Source organism: Embleya scabrispora, from assembly GCF_002024165.1.
In the GTDB taxonomy this organism is placed as follows: Bacteria; Actinomycetota; Actinomycetes; order Streptomycetales; family Streptomycetaceae; genus Embleya; species Embleya scabrispora_A.
This window is the reverse complement of sequence record NZ_MWQN01000002.1, coordinates 562,855-577,176: the sequence shown is the minus strand read 5'-3', so window position 1 is coordinate 577,176 and position 14,322 is coordinate 562,855. Positions and strand designations below refer to the sequence as shown.

Sequence of the window (14,322 nt, the reverse complement as noted above, 5' to 3'; positions counted from 1 at the left end):
TCGGACGAGGATTTGGAAGACGGATCGTGCCACAGCCAAGTTGGGGAAACCAGACCCACTTCCCCGTCGGCCGAGCGCCCTCCGCACCGGAGCAATGGATGCCCGATCAAGCCGAAACCCGCCCCTCGGGGCCGAACACCCCTGCTCCATGAGCGCGGGAGTTCCCATCCCGAAGCCCCGGGTGTACCGCTGAAGCCGAGCAGTCATCCGAATGTCCCGCTGAGGACGATCGTCGCGGAAGAACGATCCAAGTAGGCACCCTTCCCGAAACAAGCCCGGTTCGCGTGGCGGTGCTGCGGCCGCGCGACGCGCGAAAACCACAGGCCGGCGCGAAGGGCCGACATTTCGAGGGCTCCGGGATCCGATTCAGCCGCCCACCCCCGGGCGCGTCAGCGCCCACGACCGAGGCCACCCACGCGATCGACGCGCGCAGCGCGGAGAGCGGCGGAGCCGCAAAGTTTGGGCCGGGTGACCCGGAGCGAAGCGGAGGGGCACCCGGCCCCGAGCGAGGGGCCGCTTTTTTCTCGGAGGAGCGAAGCGGGGGAGAGAAAAAAGTGGTCCCTCGCGAGCCGGCGCGAAGCGCCCAACAAACAGCAACGCCGCGAACACGACTCCGGCCCCCCGAGCCGCCCTACTCACCCCGCAGACCCTCGCGACCACAGCCCCCGACTCCGGGCAAGCCGCCCGCTCCCCACGCGACCCGGACCCGCCCCACGACAACGCGCGACCCTGGCAAGCCACCCCGCTCCGCCACGAATCAGCCGGCTCCGATCACCACACGAGCGCGCAACGCGACGCGCCTCCAGGTAGAACCTCGGCGAACGGCCGACAACAAGCCGCCGTCGCCTCGGCGTTGGGCGCGGGGTCAGATGCCGGCGTCGCTGAGTTCGGGGTCGTCGGCGTGGTTGCGGCGGGCGTCGAGTTCGTCCTGGGCCAGGCCGAGGAGGCGTTGACCGGTTCGGCTGCTGACGCCGAGGCGGCGGCCGACCTCGGCGCCGGTCACGTCGGCTTCGGCGGCGAGGAGGGTGACCAATCCGAGGATCCGGGGGTCGCGACGTGCGGCGCTGGTGAGCGGGGTGCCGTCGACGGCGTGGCCCTGGCCCGGGAAGTCGTAGCCGGGCGTCGCCTCGACGGCGGGGGACACGTTGTCCGAGGACGCCGCGTCGGCATCGGCGACAACGCTCCGGCGGTTGGCCCCCTTCCCCCCGGTCGCTCGTTGTACGGGGATCGTGTTCGGCGACGGCGCATCGGTCGGGGGCACGTCCGACGACACCGCCGGCGGCGTCGCAGCCGGGCGGTGCGCCGTGTCGGTGTCGGCATCCCGGGCGGCGTCGGCGCGAGTCGACCCACGGCGCGCATCGGAACGCGCGGCCGCGCCGTCGACGCGCCGTCCCCGACCCGCGCTCGCATCATCGTCATCGTCGTAGGGAGCATGCGCCTCACCCGTTGCCCCGGCTGTCCCCCGGTGACGCAGATCCGTGACGTCGGCCGCGATGGCGGCCGACGTATGGTGATGCAGATCCCCCTCCGCAGGCGCCCGCGAAGCACTCCGCGATCCGGCGTCCTTGGTGGCGCCGACCGGTCCCGGATCCGGTGAATCGACATCCCCATCCCGGCCGCTGTCCGCCGAGTCCGGCCACGCGACCGCAACGTCCCGCCGCCCGCCGGCGCCCGAACCACTTCGGCGAACTTCCGTACCCCCCGGCCAATCCGCCACCGCATGGCGCCGCGACCCGACACCACCGAGCGGCTCGGCATCGGCATCGGCATCGGCATCGTCCACACCGGACACCGGCACCGGGTCACCCGCCTCCTCCGGCCACGCGGACGCCGCCGCATCACCGGCCGGCTGCCGGCGAGTGTCCGACGCACCCTGCGATGTACCGGACACCTCGTGGCGGCCCCCCGTCTCGACCGGCCATCCGGTCACCACATCACGACGCGTATCGACCCCACCGGACACGACACCACCGGACACGACACCACCGGACACGACACCACCGGCCACGACACCACCGGCCACGGCGGCACCCGCCATCGGCCACTCGGCCATCGAGGCGTCGCGCAACGCCGAGTCGTCGGCGGCGTCGGCCGGCCGCCAGCGCATGTCCGACGAAATCGCTCGGCCAGTGGGCGCGTCAGCGGCGATGACCCCGCCCCCGGCGCTCGGCGCCCCGACATCGGCAACGTCCGTCGGCCGCCGGCGCATGTCCGAAGCGGCCGCCCGGCCGGCGAACCCCTCGTCGGACACACCACCGGACACCGCGACACCGGACTCCGGCATCCGGTCATCCATCTCCCCCGGCCGCCCCGCCACCGCCACCGCCGCGAAGCGGCCCCGATCGTCGCCTACCTCGTGACGAAAGGGCCCGGCTGCGGACACCACCGCCGATCCGCGGTCGAGATCGGCGTGTCGGCCGTCACCGTTCGGCGGCACCGCGCCCGTATCCGCGTCGCCCACACGCGGCCGGGGCATCTTCGGCGCCGGCGCGGCCTCACCCGCTAGCGGTTCGGCGGCCCCCGGGGCAGGCCATGTCATCGTGGCCAACCGGCCGACGTCGACCAGGACTCGGAGCTGGGGAAGCACCGCGGCCTCCACCTCCGCATCGGCCAACCGCACCCGGGACGCGGTGCGTTGGGCAAATGCCTCGGCGCGGCGATACCGGCGGTCGATCCCGCGTACCGACCGCGCCGAGGCCCCACCCGTCCCGGCCCGCGCGTCCCTGGCCTCCGTGGCCTGGCGCAGCCGGTACAGCGCCCGCGCGGCACGCCGCTCCCGGACCCGCTCGGTCGCGTCGGCCGCGCCGAGGTGTTCGTCGCTCGCCAGTTCCGCCAGGACCAGGACCCGCTCGATCGGGTGCAACCAGCGGATCCAGCCCACCCGGCGGTCGGCCCGCGCGGTCCGGGCGTGGCGCTCCTCGGCCAGGCCCAACTCCCACAACACCGCAGCGATCGGGGCCCAGATGCCCAACGCGAACATCTCGCCGAGGCCGGCCCCCTCGCTGGCCGACATCGACGCCGACAACAGCGCCAGGACCCACACCAACGCCCCGGACAGCCCCGCCGCCGCGCCCCGCGAGGCCCGCCGCCGGGCCCGCAAGGCGCAGACCACCGCCGCGAAGTCCAGCGCGACGAAGGGCAGATACGCCCACGGCCCGGTCAGGCCCATGACGTCCCGACCGAACTTGCCCAGCTGAGCCGCCGAAAGACCTGCCGCAGCAGCCGCGACGCCCGCCGTCAGCAGGTCCTCGACCCGCCGGCCGCGCCGATCCCGGATCGCGGTCCGGTCGCTCTCCAGCGCCTTCCGGGCTTCCTCGGGCAACGCGGCGACCCTGGCCCGCTCGGCGACGGCCCGGCGGCGCGCCCGTTCGATCAGGACGGCCGACGCGAGCACGACGAGGGCTCCGGCCAGGTAGGGCCAGTCCCGAGACCAGTCCCAGCGCGCGAGGTCCAGCATCTGTACGACAACTCCTTCGTCCCGCGCGAGGCACGGGTCCGATTCGGGATGTGCTCGTATCCGTGGGTGAAACGACCGCAGGGAAGGGCCCGAATCACCGGCGGGTGATCCGATCGATGATCACTGCGCAACGTGCGATGCGCGATTCGGCTACCGGACCAGGCCCGTTCCCGGGGCGATCCGATCAGACGCCACAGACATCCCGACCGCCACAAAGCTCCGGACACAAAGGAACCACGGCCACGCAGGGGCAGGCACCACACAGGCCACACTCAGCCGCCCCGACGGCAGCCAACCAAATCCCAGCGATCCAACCGAGTCCAATTGGACTCACCAGACCACCGCCGCCAACAGCAGCCGTCAACAGCCACCCAGCAGCCCCCACCAGGCAACCCACTGCACCCACCCACCACCACCGCCCGGAACCACCACCCGGCAGCAACCACCCGGCAGCAACCACCCGGCAGCCAAGCCAAGCATCAACCGCCCGCCCTACGCGCTCAAGGCATCCTCATCCGCGCGCTGCCCGCCCGGCGACCCGTCCCCGCCGCCCCCGTCCGCCTCCGCAAGCTCCCGGCGAGCCTGGGCAACCTGCCGCTCCAATTCGTCGAGATACGCCACCGCCGCCGCGCGATCCTGTCGGGCGAGCGTGCTCAGCCAACGGCGCGGGATGGTGTCCGCGGCCTTGGCCGTGTAGTCGACCACCCGCTCACCCTCGGGCTCCGCGGGTTCGATGCCGAGCGAATCGAGGTAGCGCCGGACCTGCTCCACCGCGGCGGCAGGCGAAAAGGCATCCCCGATGGCGGCGACCGCACCCCGCAGCACCGACGCGGTCAGCGGCACGAACTCGGCCTCCGCGACCGTGCGGTACACCGTCACCGCGGCCTCGTTCCCGTACCGCCCCGCCAGCGGGACCAGTTCGCGCACCTGGGCCTCGTTCACCGCCTTGAGTCCAATTGGACTCAACGCCTCGGCGATCGGCCACGCCTGGATCAGCCGGTCCGCATAACGGCGTTGCATGTCCCAACGATCGAGGCAGTACTCCTCGAAGCTCTCGTACCGCGTGCGGTACAACCGCGCGTCACGAACGATCTGGAGCGCCTTGCCCGCCGCCCAGAACGCGACCCGCAACGTCTCGATCGCCGCCTCGCACGCGGCCAGTTGCCGCTGCTCGTCGTCGATCAAAACCGGGCTGTCCGACAACGGCCGGAACGGCGTGGGCAGTTCCTTGGCCATGTCGGCGGCGGTACGCAGTCGACGCGGCTCGGCGGCCGTCCGGGGAGTACGCTGCCGGCCCATCAGAGCGCCTGCTCGATCGCGAGGGCGAGCTTGTAGAAATCCTCTCGGGCACGCAACGCGGTACCGCTCTCCTTGTATTGGGTGACCACGAGCCCGCCCTCCGCCGCATGAGCGTGGATCTTGTACTTGCGAATCGGTTCCCGCGCCCGCGGATATCCGCGTTCGTCTATCCACGCCTCGACCCGCGCCCGGTCGGTCTCGCCGTCGCGCGGATCCCACAGGTTGACCACCGCGATGTACGGGATCCCGCGCGGCTTGAGCACCCGCTCGATCGTGTACTCGCTGGGCGACCAGCTCATGAACTCCGGCGTGATCGGTACCACCGCCAGGTCCGCCACTTCGAGCATGTCGCGCAGCGCGTCCGCCGCCGCGCCGTGGCCCAGCGGGTCGGTGGCGAGTTCGGCGTCGGGATCGGTGTCCATGAAGCCGGGACTGTCGACCACGATCCGGGCAACGCTCGGGTCGGCCTTCAACTCGGCCAACATGCCGGGCTTGCCCTTGGTGGACATGTAGTCGAACGGCAGCAGTTCCTCGGGAACCCGGTCCGCCCAGTCCTCCATCGATCCCTGGGGGTCGATCCCACAGGCGACCACGGGCGCGTCGGCATCCGGATCGATCGGCCCGGTGGGGGTGAAGTTCTGACCCTGAACAGCGGCCAGATTCACCGCGATCGTGCTCTTGCCGACACCACCTTTACGGTTGATGACGACCACGACTCTGGCTTTCGACGGCGGCGCCGCCGACCTGCGGGCAGGGCTCATCTGGGACCTCCGTTGGCTTCCCCGAAACGGGTACTCGGACATCACCCAGCATGCCAGACCCCCACCGGGCAAACCCCATTCGGGACGAACGACACTCCACAAGCCCGAACAAACCAGCCATACCCGCATCGGCGCCGCCGCAGCCCACCCACCTCAGCCCAGCAAAAGATCAGCCACATCCGCAAAGAACCGACCGCCGGCCGCGTCCGCCGCCGGCGAAACAAGCTCCATGGTCAAGAACCCGTGAACCATCCCGAGTTCACACCGATGCCGAACCCGAACTCCGGCGGCACGCAAGCGATCCGCGTACTCATCCCCCTCGTCGCGCAGCGGGTCGTGCTCGGCGGTGACAACCACCGCCGGCGGCAACCCGGCCAGGTCAGCGGCGAAAAGCGGACTGACCACCGGATCGGCACGCCGAACAGGATCGGGCACAAGATTCTCGACACCCCACGCCACGGCGTCCGTCGTCAGCCCCCAGCCGGTCGCCTTGTCCCGCGTACTCGGCCGAGACAACGTCAGATCGGTATTGGGAAACGCTAGAAACTGCGCGGCCGGCATCGGCCCACCCGCGCCACGCATCCGCAAACACACAAGCGCAGCCAAATGCCCACCGGAACTGTCCCCCGCAATCGCCGGCACCCCGACCGCACCACACAACTCACCCGCATGCTCGGCAGCCCACCGAAACGCCGCAACCGCATCATCGATCCCGGCAGGCCAGGGATGTTCGGGCGCCAACCGATAGTCGACAGCCAACACGGCAACCCGCGCGGCAGCAGCAAGCCGCCGACACAGCCGATCATGCGACTCCAGACCACCGATACTCCACATCCCGCCATGCACATAAACCACCAACGGCACCGCACCAAGAGTCGGCCGATAAAGCCGAGCCCCGACCGAAGGCCCCACCTCGACGCCGGTCAACCCACCCGACGCCATCCCACTCACACCCCGGCGACCGACCTCGACGTCCCGAACCTCGGCAAGCCCAGGCCCCGCCGCCCGCCCGGCAACCCGCACCGCCTGACGCCGCCGAACCTCGACCACACCCAACTCCCGCACCGAGGGCCCACGATCAAGCCGCTCAGCACCGACAAAGGCCGCAAGCTCACCGTCAGCCAGTCCACCAAGACCCGCATCACCCATGAACCCAACCCTGCCGGCCAACCGAGGTCTGCGCTTTCGGCTGCGGCGTGCCGGTGCGGGGTTGGTCCGGCAACAGGGGTGGGCCGCCGGGGGCGGTCGAGTCCTTCGAGGGGCCTTCCCGGGCGGCCCGGGGTGCGGTGGGCATGTGGGTGACGAAGGTGCACGAACCCGGGTCGCGTGGCGCGCCGTTTTCTCGGTGCGAGAGAAAACCACAGGTCAGGGCGGGCGAGCGAGGTGGCTCGACTGGTTCGGGTCGGCGCCACCGGCGCTCGGGATGTCCGCCGGGGCGCGTTCGATCGCGCCGTGGTCGGTATTCGCACCACCCGGCGTGCGGGCGTGATCATCGGTGCGTCAGCGGGGCTGGGTTCACGCCTTATGGATCGTGTGATGGTCGGGAAAACTGCGATCAGTACGCCAGTTGCCGGAGGTGGGACGGGTGCAGTGAGCCGGGCCGGATCCGGGTGGGGCCGGGCCGGCCGGAGCGGATCGAGCCGGACCAGTCCCGGCCGGCCCACCGGTACACGGGCCGACCCCGCGTCCCGGCACCGCCGGTACACGGGCCGCGCGGCACGGCACGACGTGGCACGCGGCGCACCGTACGGCGCCGCGACTCGGTTCCGGCGTACCGCACTTCGGACTCGGGAGGGACATGCACCTACGTTCAGCACTCGGCCGGCCACCGGGGACCACGCCTCGATCAGCCGCCGTACCGGTCGTCGGGCGAGGCCGCGTCGCGCACGGCGGTGCCACGCGACCGCGAGGGGCGTGCCGATTCGCACAGGAGGCACCCGCATGACCGCCGTCGACCTCGGCCTGCCCGAGGTTCCCGCGCACATACCGCTTCGGCGCCACTCCCGGCGCATCGACGTCGGCCGCGTCCCGGTCGGCGACGGAGCGCCGATCAGCGTGCAGACGATGACCACCACCCCGACCGCCGACGTCGACGCGACGCTCCGGCAGATCGCCGAGGTGACCGCCGCCGGATGCGACATCGTCCGTGTCGCGGTGCCGTCCCGGGACGACGCGGACGCGCTCCCCGCGATCACCTCCCGATCGCCGATCCCGGTGGTCGCCGACATCCACTTCCAACCGCGCTACGTCTTCCAGGCGATCGACGCGGGATGCGCGGCGGTACGGGTGAACCCGGGCAACATCCGCAAGTTCGACGACAAGGTACGCGAGATCGCGGTGGCGGCGGGCGCGGCGGGCGTGCCGATCCGGATCGGGGTGAACGCGGGGTCGCTGGATCCACGCGTACTGGACCGGCACGGCGGCCACGCGAACCCCGAGGCACTGGTCGAATCGGCGCTGTGGGAATGCTCGTTGTTCGAGGAACACGGCTTCCGCGACCTGAAGATCGCGGTCAAGCACCACGATCCGCGCACGGTGATCGCCGCGTACCGACTGCTGGCCGCACGCTGCGACTACCCCCTGCACCTGGGGGTGACGGAGGCGGGGCCCAGTCTGCAGGGTTCGATCAAGTCCGCCGTCGCGTTCGGCATCCTGCTGGCGGAGGGCATCGGCGACACGATCCGGGTATCGCTGTCCGCTCCCCCGGTCGAACAGGTCAAGGCCGGCTGCCACATCCTGCAATCGCTGGGCCTGCGGCCACGTCGGTTGGAAATCGTCTCGTGCCCGGGCTGTGGGCGGCTCCAGGTGGACATCCACCGGCTGGCCCGCCGGGTCGAGGCCGCCTTCGAGGGCTTCCCCATCCCGCTCCGCGTCGCGGTCATGGGTTGCGTGGTCAACGGGCCGGGCGAATCCCGCGAAGCCGACATCGGCGTCTCTTCCGGCAATGGCAAGGGCCAGATCTTCGTCCGGGGTGAGGTGGTGAAGACCGTGCCGGAATCGAGGATCGTCGAGGCGTTGTTGGAGGAGGCCTTGAACCTCGCGTCGACGGTGTCGCCTCCGGGGAGCGGGCGGGTCCGAGGAGCGGAGGCCGGTTCGGTCGGCCCGGGCTGATCGAGCCGGTTGTCTGCCTGACCCGATCCGGCCCCGCAATCGGCCGGGTCGCGGGCGACGCCCCGCGACCCCCGCCGGCGCCGACGGATGCTCGGGTGACTGGGGAGTCCACCCGAGCACCGTCGGCTGCCGTTCCTCTGCTCGTCGGCGGTCCTCGACGTGCTCACCGAACAACCGAGACCGAATGGGTCGCGCGGCTCACCCCGGCGCAGTCCCACGGCCGGCGGCCGGCGTTCGGCAAAGGGCGTGGCCACCGACCCGGGTCGTCGATCGAGACCCGCCCGAACCCCCGAGGGCGAGCGCCCAACCGTTTCCCATCCCGCACAACGGCTGAGCCGGCCCGGTCGGTGTCGGGTGGCGTCCGGGTGTGGTCGTTGCGGCGCCTTTGTTCGGCCGGTCACTCCGACTGCGGCCCCGCTTCCAGCGCCAACCCCGCCAGGGCGAAGCGCACCGTGTGCGCTGTGTCCTTCGGTCCGACCGCGGTGCCCGCGCGCAGGTGGTCGTGCAGGGTTGCCAGCGTCAGCCGGTACACCGCGAGGGCATCGGCCTCGACATCGCCGGCCGTCGCCGCCCCCTCGCCCCCTGCCAACGCCTCGCGCAGGGGCCGGATCATCGCCTCCACCGAGTCCCGCTGCTCGGCCGGGAACAGTTCGGCCAACCGGTCCTGATGGGCCATGAACGGACGGGTACGCGCCGCCGCCACCGGATCGCCGGCCTGCGCCAGCACGCCCTCGATCCAAGCCACCACCTTGCCCGCGACGTCGTCGGCCGCCGACATCCGGTGGTCCAGATACGCGGCCATCCGCCGCCGCCCGTCGTCGAGCAGCGCGACGAGCAGTTCGTCCTTGGACCGGAAGTGCCGATAGAACGCCTGGTTCGACAACCCCGACTCGCGCAGGATGTCGCGCATCGTGGGATCGAGGCTGCCGGTGCGCTCGACCACCCGATAGGTCGCGTCGACCAGCCGACGCACCTCCTGCGCGTACACCGCCCACCGCGCCTCCAGCGGACGGCGTACCGCGTTGCCCACCAACCCGCCGGAATCCACCGCCGGTTCGATCCCGTCCATCGGCGGCACCCACCTTCGATCCGCGAGATCCCCGGAGTTCCCGGGGACCAAAGACCCGGAGGCCCGGAGACCCCAAAGATCCTCGAGATCCTCGACGCTCTTGTCTGTTGGAACGCCGCATCCTACTATCCGGAACAACGTTCTCACACGTGCGGTCACTGTTCCACCCCAGCCACCCCGACTCGAAGGGGCACCGCATGCAACGCGAGGTTCTACTGACCGGAATCGGCGGCCAGGGCATCCAACTCGCCACCGCGCTGCTCGCCGCGGCGGCGGTGGTCGAGGGCCGGCACGCGATGTACTTCGGGGCGTACGGCGGCATGATGCGCGGCGGCAACTCCGACACCACGCTCGTCCTGGGCGACGCCCCCGTGCAGAGCCCGCCGACGATCGGCTCGACCTGGTCGGCCCTGGTGCTGCACCCCGCGCACGCGGCCGGCGTGTACGCACGGCTGCGCGAGGACGGCCTGCTCGTGCTCAACACCAGCCTGTGCGATCCGGGCGCGACGCCCCACGCCGGCCGGCTGGTGCCCGTCCCCGCCTCGGAGTCGGCCGCGAGCACCGGCAACCCGGCTGCGGTGACCATGATCGCGCTCGGCGCATACGTCGCCGCCACCGCCGTGGTCGGCCTGGACACCCTCCTGGCAACGGCCCCCAACGTACTGCCGCCGTACCGGCAACACCACGCAGAGGGCATCCGCGCCGCACTGCGGATGGGATACGCACACGCCGGACCGGCGCTGCGAGCCTGGCCGGTGTACTCGTGACCGGCCGCGAACCCGCACTCACGCCCGCCCTCTCGCCCGCCCCCACACCGCCCCCGCTCAGCAGCGGCACCCTGGTCATCGACATCGACGCCTGCAAGGGCTGCGACCTCTGCATCGACGCATGCCCCGCGGACGTCCTGCGGATGACCGTCTCCGAGGTCAACGACCGCGGCTACCGCTACCCCCGCCTGCTCCCCGGCTGCATCGCCTGCAAGGCGTGCTCGGCGATCTGTCCGGACTTCGTGTTCCAGGTCTACCGCTACGACGAACCCCGCGACGAGACCGGAGGAACCGGCCGATGAGCGCATCCACTTCCGGGGCCACCACCCGACCCGCCGCCCGCCCCACCGTCCTCGCCGGCTCCGCCGCCATCGGCGAGGCGATGATCGCCGCCGGTTGCCGGTTCTTCGCGGGCTACCCGATGACACCGTTCACCGAGGTGCTCGAACACATGGCGGCCCGACTGCCCGAGGTGGGCGGGGTCTGCGTCAACGCGGAGAGCGAGTCGGAGGCCATCGGGATGGCGTGGGGCGCCGCCGCCACCGGCACCCCCGCCGCCACCGGATCGACCGGTCAGGGGTTGTCCCTGATGCAGGAGTCGCTGGCCGAGATCGTGCACGCCCGGCTCCCGCTGGTGGTGCTGAACATGGCCCGCGCGCAGGGCGACTACCACCAGGCCACGCGCGGCGGCGGACACGGCGACTACCGGCACCTGGTCCTCGCGCCGTGCGATGTGCGCGAGGCGGTCGAACTGACCGGGTACGCCTTCCACCTCGCCGAGTATCGGCGCAGCCCGGTCCTGGTGATGGGCGACTACTACCTCGCACACACCCACGTCTCGGTGGACGTACGCCCCACCGACTTCGGCCCGCTGCCGCCGCGCGACTGGGCCCTGGACGGGTCGAGCGGCGGAACGGGTGCGGCCAAGCTGATCTCACCGCTGTCCGACCGCAAGCAACGCCACGCGGGCGATCGCGCGGACGCCGGCTACGACCTGGCCGAGTTCTACGTCCGGCGCGGCGCGGCCCTGGAACGTATGGTCGCCGAGACCGAACCCCGTGCGGAGACCGGCTTCCTGGCCGACGCCGAAGTGGTGGTGATCGCGTACGGGACGCCCGCGTTGTACGTCCGCCAGGCCGTGTCCGACCTGCGCGCGCTCGGTCGGCGGGTGGGCTATGTACGCCCGATCACGCTCGTGCCCTTCCCGAGCGACATCGTGCGCGCGGCGGCGGCCGACGCGCGGGTGGTCGCGGTGTACGAGAACAGCGGAGGTCAGATGGTGGACGACGTGCGCCTGGCCGTGCTCGGCGCGGCGCCGGTGCGGTTCATCGGCCGACTGAGCCTGGACCCCTCGGGGTTCGGCATCGCTCCCGACCTCGACGTGGGCGCGATGCGACACCGCGTCGAAGCACTTTTCGAACCCGCGCACGAAACGCCGTCCCGATGAGCGCCTCGGAAGCCGGCCGCGACCGCGATGCCCCCACCCCCGCGGGCCGCCGCGAGTTGCCCATACTGACCACCACCCACCAACCCCCCACCTGCGGCGCCCGCCTCGTCCACGACTTCACCCCCGATCTGATCGACGTCGGCGCGCACCACCTGTGCCCCGGCTGCGGCGAGCCGATCGCGATGCGCTCGATGGTCGAACAGGTCACCGAACTCGGCCAGGTGAACAAGGCGATCGCGGTGTTCGGCATCGGCTGCTACACCGCCTACTCCAACAACCTGGACATCGAGGTGCTCCAAGCCCTGCACGGGCGGGCCCCGTCCCTGGCCACCGGCGTCAAGCGCTGCCGCCCGGACACCCTCGTGTTCACCGTGCAGGGCGACGGCGACATGGTCAACGAGGGCCTGCAGGAGGTGCTGCACACGGCGGCGCGCGGCGAGAACGTCACCTGCCTGATGCTCAACAACGGGGTGTTCGGCGAGACCGGCGGACACATGACCGCCGCCACCGTGCTCGGCCAGCGCACCAAGAACACCCTGGACGGACGCGACGCGGCCCGGCACGGCCATCCGATCCGGCTGGCGAACCTGATCGCCGAGTTGGACGGCGCCGCGTACGTGGCGCGCGGCGCGGTCGACAACATCGTGAACATCACCCGGACCACCCGGATGATCCGCAACGCCTTCCGCACCCAACTGCGCGGCGACGGATTCTCGTTCGTGGAGATCCTCACCATGTGCCCGACCGGCTGGTTCGTGGACACCGCCGCCGCGCCCGCCTACCTCGCGAACACGCATGCCGCGACGCACACCCTCGGCGTCCTGAAGGACACGGCCCGCGCACCCGGCCCGCACGCCGCCCCGGAAGGAACCACCGCATGGCCGGCCTGAACCCCGCGGCACCCATCGTGGTCGGCATCATGTACCCCCCGGCCTGGGACATCCGCCCCGCGCAGGCGCTCGCCGCCGATCTGGACGCGGTGCGCGCGCTCGATCCGCGCATCGAGATCGTGGACTGCCGCTATCTCGAACCCGAGGAACTGCGCACCGCCCGCGGTCGACCGGGCGCCACCGGGCGGCCCGAACTGCGGTCGCTCGCCCCCGAGTTGACGGCCGAACAACGCGCCGTCCTGGCCCGCGTCGAGATCGCCCTGGTCACCGACCTGCCGTTCGACGTGGCGGCGCTCGCGCCGAACCTGCGCTGGGTGCAGAGCTGCGCGGCGGGCAACGGCCAACTGCTCTCGGCGGGCCTGCCCACCGAGCGCATCCGGCTCACCAGCGCGGCCGGCGTCAACGGTGCGCCGATCGCGGAGTTCGTACTGGCCCGGCTGCTCGCCTTCGTCAAACGCCACCGCGACCTGGACGCGGCGCAGCGGGCCCGGCGCTGGCAGCCGGCGTTCGGCGGGCTCGTCCAGGGCCGTACCCTCGGCCTGATCGGCGTGGGCGGGATCGGTACCCAGATCGCCCGCCGGGCACAGGCGTTCGGGATGCGGGTGCACGCGACGCGGCGTCGGGTGGAGCTGCCGGCCGAGCATGTGGATCGGCTCTACCACCCGGACGACCTGCACGAGATGCTGGCGGGTTGCGACGCGGTGGTGTCGGCCGCGCCGGAGACGGCGGACACGGTCGGCACGATGAACGCCGGCGCGTTCGCCGCGATGCGGGAGGGCGCCTTCTACTGCAACGTCGGGCGGGGTTCGTTCGTAGTCGAGCCGGACCTGATCGCGGCGTTGCGCGGCGGCCGGCTCGGCGGCGCGGCGCTGGACGTGGTCGCCACCGAGCCGCTGCCGGCCGACGATCCGCTGTGGACGGCACCGAACCTGTACCTGTCCGCGCACTGCTCCAGCGCGGCCCTCGAACACTTCACCGAGGTGTTCCGCCTGTTCCGGGACAACCTCGGCCGCTACCTGGCGGGCGAGGAGCTGCGCAACACGATCGACCCGGCCGCGGGCTGCTGAACACGCGAAACCGGAACCCGCACCTCCGCGGGAAACCCCATCGACCCGAGGACGGATCAGATGAGCGAGGAAACCGTGCCCGACACGGGCGAGTCGAGCGCCGAACGCACACTCGGCGGCATCGGCACGCGCGTACTGTTCGAGGACGACCGGGTCCGCATCTGGGAGCTGGAACTGGCCCCCGGCGCCCGCAGCGACGTGCATCGGCACGAACTCGACTACTACCTGGTCCAGATCGCGGGCGATCGCATCGCGGTCGAGCCCGAACCGGACAGCGCGGGCGAGTACCGCGAGTACTTCGCCGCCGACGTGGTCCCCGGCGCGGTCGTGCCGATGCGGCGCGGCGGGGTGGAGACCGCGGTCAACGTCGGTGAGCGGCGGTATCACGAGATCATCGTCGAGCTGAAGGACCGGTAGGTCGTCCGCGATGGGGTCGGCGCGGCGGTCCGGGAGG

Annotated in this window: 12 protein-coding genes; 7 read left to right on the top strand and 5 right to left on the bottom strand. The window is 71.6% G+C overall.

Features of this window, described 5'->3' with window-relative positions; translation table 11 throughout:
• Positions 1–865: 865 nt before the first annotated feature.
• The 4 genes from B4N89_RS33080 to B4N89_RS33065 form a co-directional block, all read right to left on the bottom strand.
• A complete protein-coding gene (locus tag B4N89_RS33080; protein WP_078980146.1) occupies positions 866–3,457 on the bottom strand; it encodes a hypothetical protein in 2,592 nt (863 codons plus the stop codon).
• Between the two features lie 492 nt (positions 3,458–3,949).
• Positions 3,950–4,756: a hypothetical protein gene (locus B4N89_RS33075; RefSeq protein WP_078980145.1), complete on the bottom strand. Its 807-nt coding sequence runs from the start codon at positions 4,754–4,756 to the stop codon at positions 3,950–3,952.
• Positions 4,756–5,517: a ParA family protein gene (locus B4N89_RS33070; RefSeq protein WP_235619056.1), complete on the bottom strand. Its 762-nt coding sequence runs from the start codon at positions 5,515–5,517 to the stop codon at positions 4,756–4,758. Before B4N89_RS33070 ends, B4N89_RS33075 begins: the two co-directional genes overlap by 1 nt.
• 153 nt (positions 5,518–5,670) lie before the next feature.
• Entirely contained in the window at positions 5,671–6,666 is a 996-nt protein-coding gene (locus B4N89_RS33065) for an alpha/beta hydrolase (RefSeq protein ID WP_235619055.1), read from the bottom strand.
• Positions 6,667–7,458: 792 nt separating this feature from the next.
• Between B4N89_RS33065 and ispG the strand changes: the two genes are divergently transcribed.
• Positions 7,459–8,628 carry a flavodoxin-dependent (E)-4-hydroxy-3-methylbut-2-enyl-diphosphate synthase gene (gene ispG / locus B4N89_RS33055; RefSeq protein ID WP_078980141.1) on the top strand — a complete coding sequence of 390 codons (1,170 nt, stop codon included), beginning with the start codon at positions 7,459–7,461 and terminating at the stop codon, positions 8,626–8,628.
• A gap of 397 nt (positions 8,629–9,025) precedes the next feature.
• On the opposite strand, the gene B4N89_RS33050 is transcribed toward ispG, so the two are convergent.
• Positions 9,026–9,697 (bottom strand): TetR/AcrR family transcriptional regulator, encoded by a 672-nt coding sequence (locus B4N89_RS33050; RefSeq protein ID WP_078980140.1) that lies wholly within the window; start codon positions 9,695–9,697, stop codon positions 9,026–9,028.
• A 197-nt stretch (positions 9,698–9,894) separates the two neighbouring features.
• Here B4N89_RS33050 and B4N89_RS33045 point away from each other — a divergent pair, with 197 nt between their 5' ends.
• From B4N89_RS33045 to B4N89_RS33020, 6 genes are read left to right on the top strand one after another with little or no spacing between them, the layout of a single operon-like run.
• Positions 9,895–10,464 (top strand): 2-oxoacid:acceptor oxidoreductase family protein, encoded by a 570-nt coding sequence (locus B4N89_RS33045; protein ID WP_078980139.1) that lies wholly within the window; start codon positions 9,895–9,897, stop codon positions 10,462–10,464.
• Positions 10,461–10,766: a 4Fe-4S dicluster domain-containing protein gene (locus B4N89_RS33040; protein WP_201261047.1), complete on the top strand. Its 306-nt coding sequence runs from the start codon at positions 10,461–10,463 to the stop codon at positions 10,764–10,766. The genes B4N89_RS33045 and B4N89_RS33040 overlap by 4 nt, the downstream gene beginning before the upstream one ends.
• On the top strand, positions 10,763–11,911 hold the full coding sequence (locus B4N89_RS33035; protein WP_078980138.1) for a thiamine pyrophosphate-binding protein: 1,149 nt from the start codon (positions 10,763–10,765) through the stop codon (positions 11,909–11,911). Before B4N89_RS33040 ends, B4N89_RS33035 begins: the two co-directional genes overlap by 4 nt.
• Positions 11,908–12,801 (top strand): thiamine pyrophosphate-dependent enzyme, encoded by an 894-nt coding sequence (locus B4N89_RS33030; RefSeq protein ID WP_078980137.1) that lies wholly within the window; start codon positions 11,908–11,910, stop codon positions 12,799–12,801. Before B4N89_RS33035 ends, B4N89_RS33030 begins: the two co-directional genes overlap by 4 nt.
• A complete protein-coding gene (locus tag B4N89_RS33025) occupies positions 12,789–13,868 on the top strand; it encodes a D-2-hydroxyacid dehydrogenase (RefSeq protein ID WP_078980136.1) in 1,080 nt (359 codons plus the stop codon). The genes B4N89_RS33030 and B4N89_RS33025 overlap by 13 nt, the downstream gene beginning before the upstream one ends.
• Positions 13,869–13,928: 60 nt before the next feature.
• Entirely contained in the window at positions 13,929–14,285 is a 357-nt protein-coding gene (locus B4N89_RS33020) for a hypothetical protein (RefSeq protein ID WP_078980135.1), read from the top strand.
• Positions 14,286–14,322: the final 37 nt, after the last annotated feature.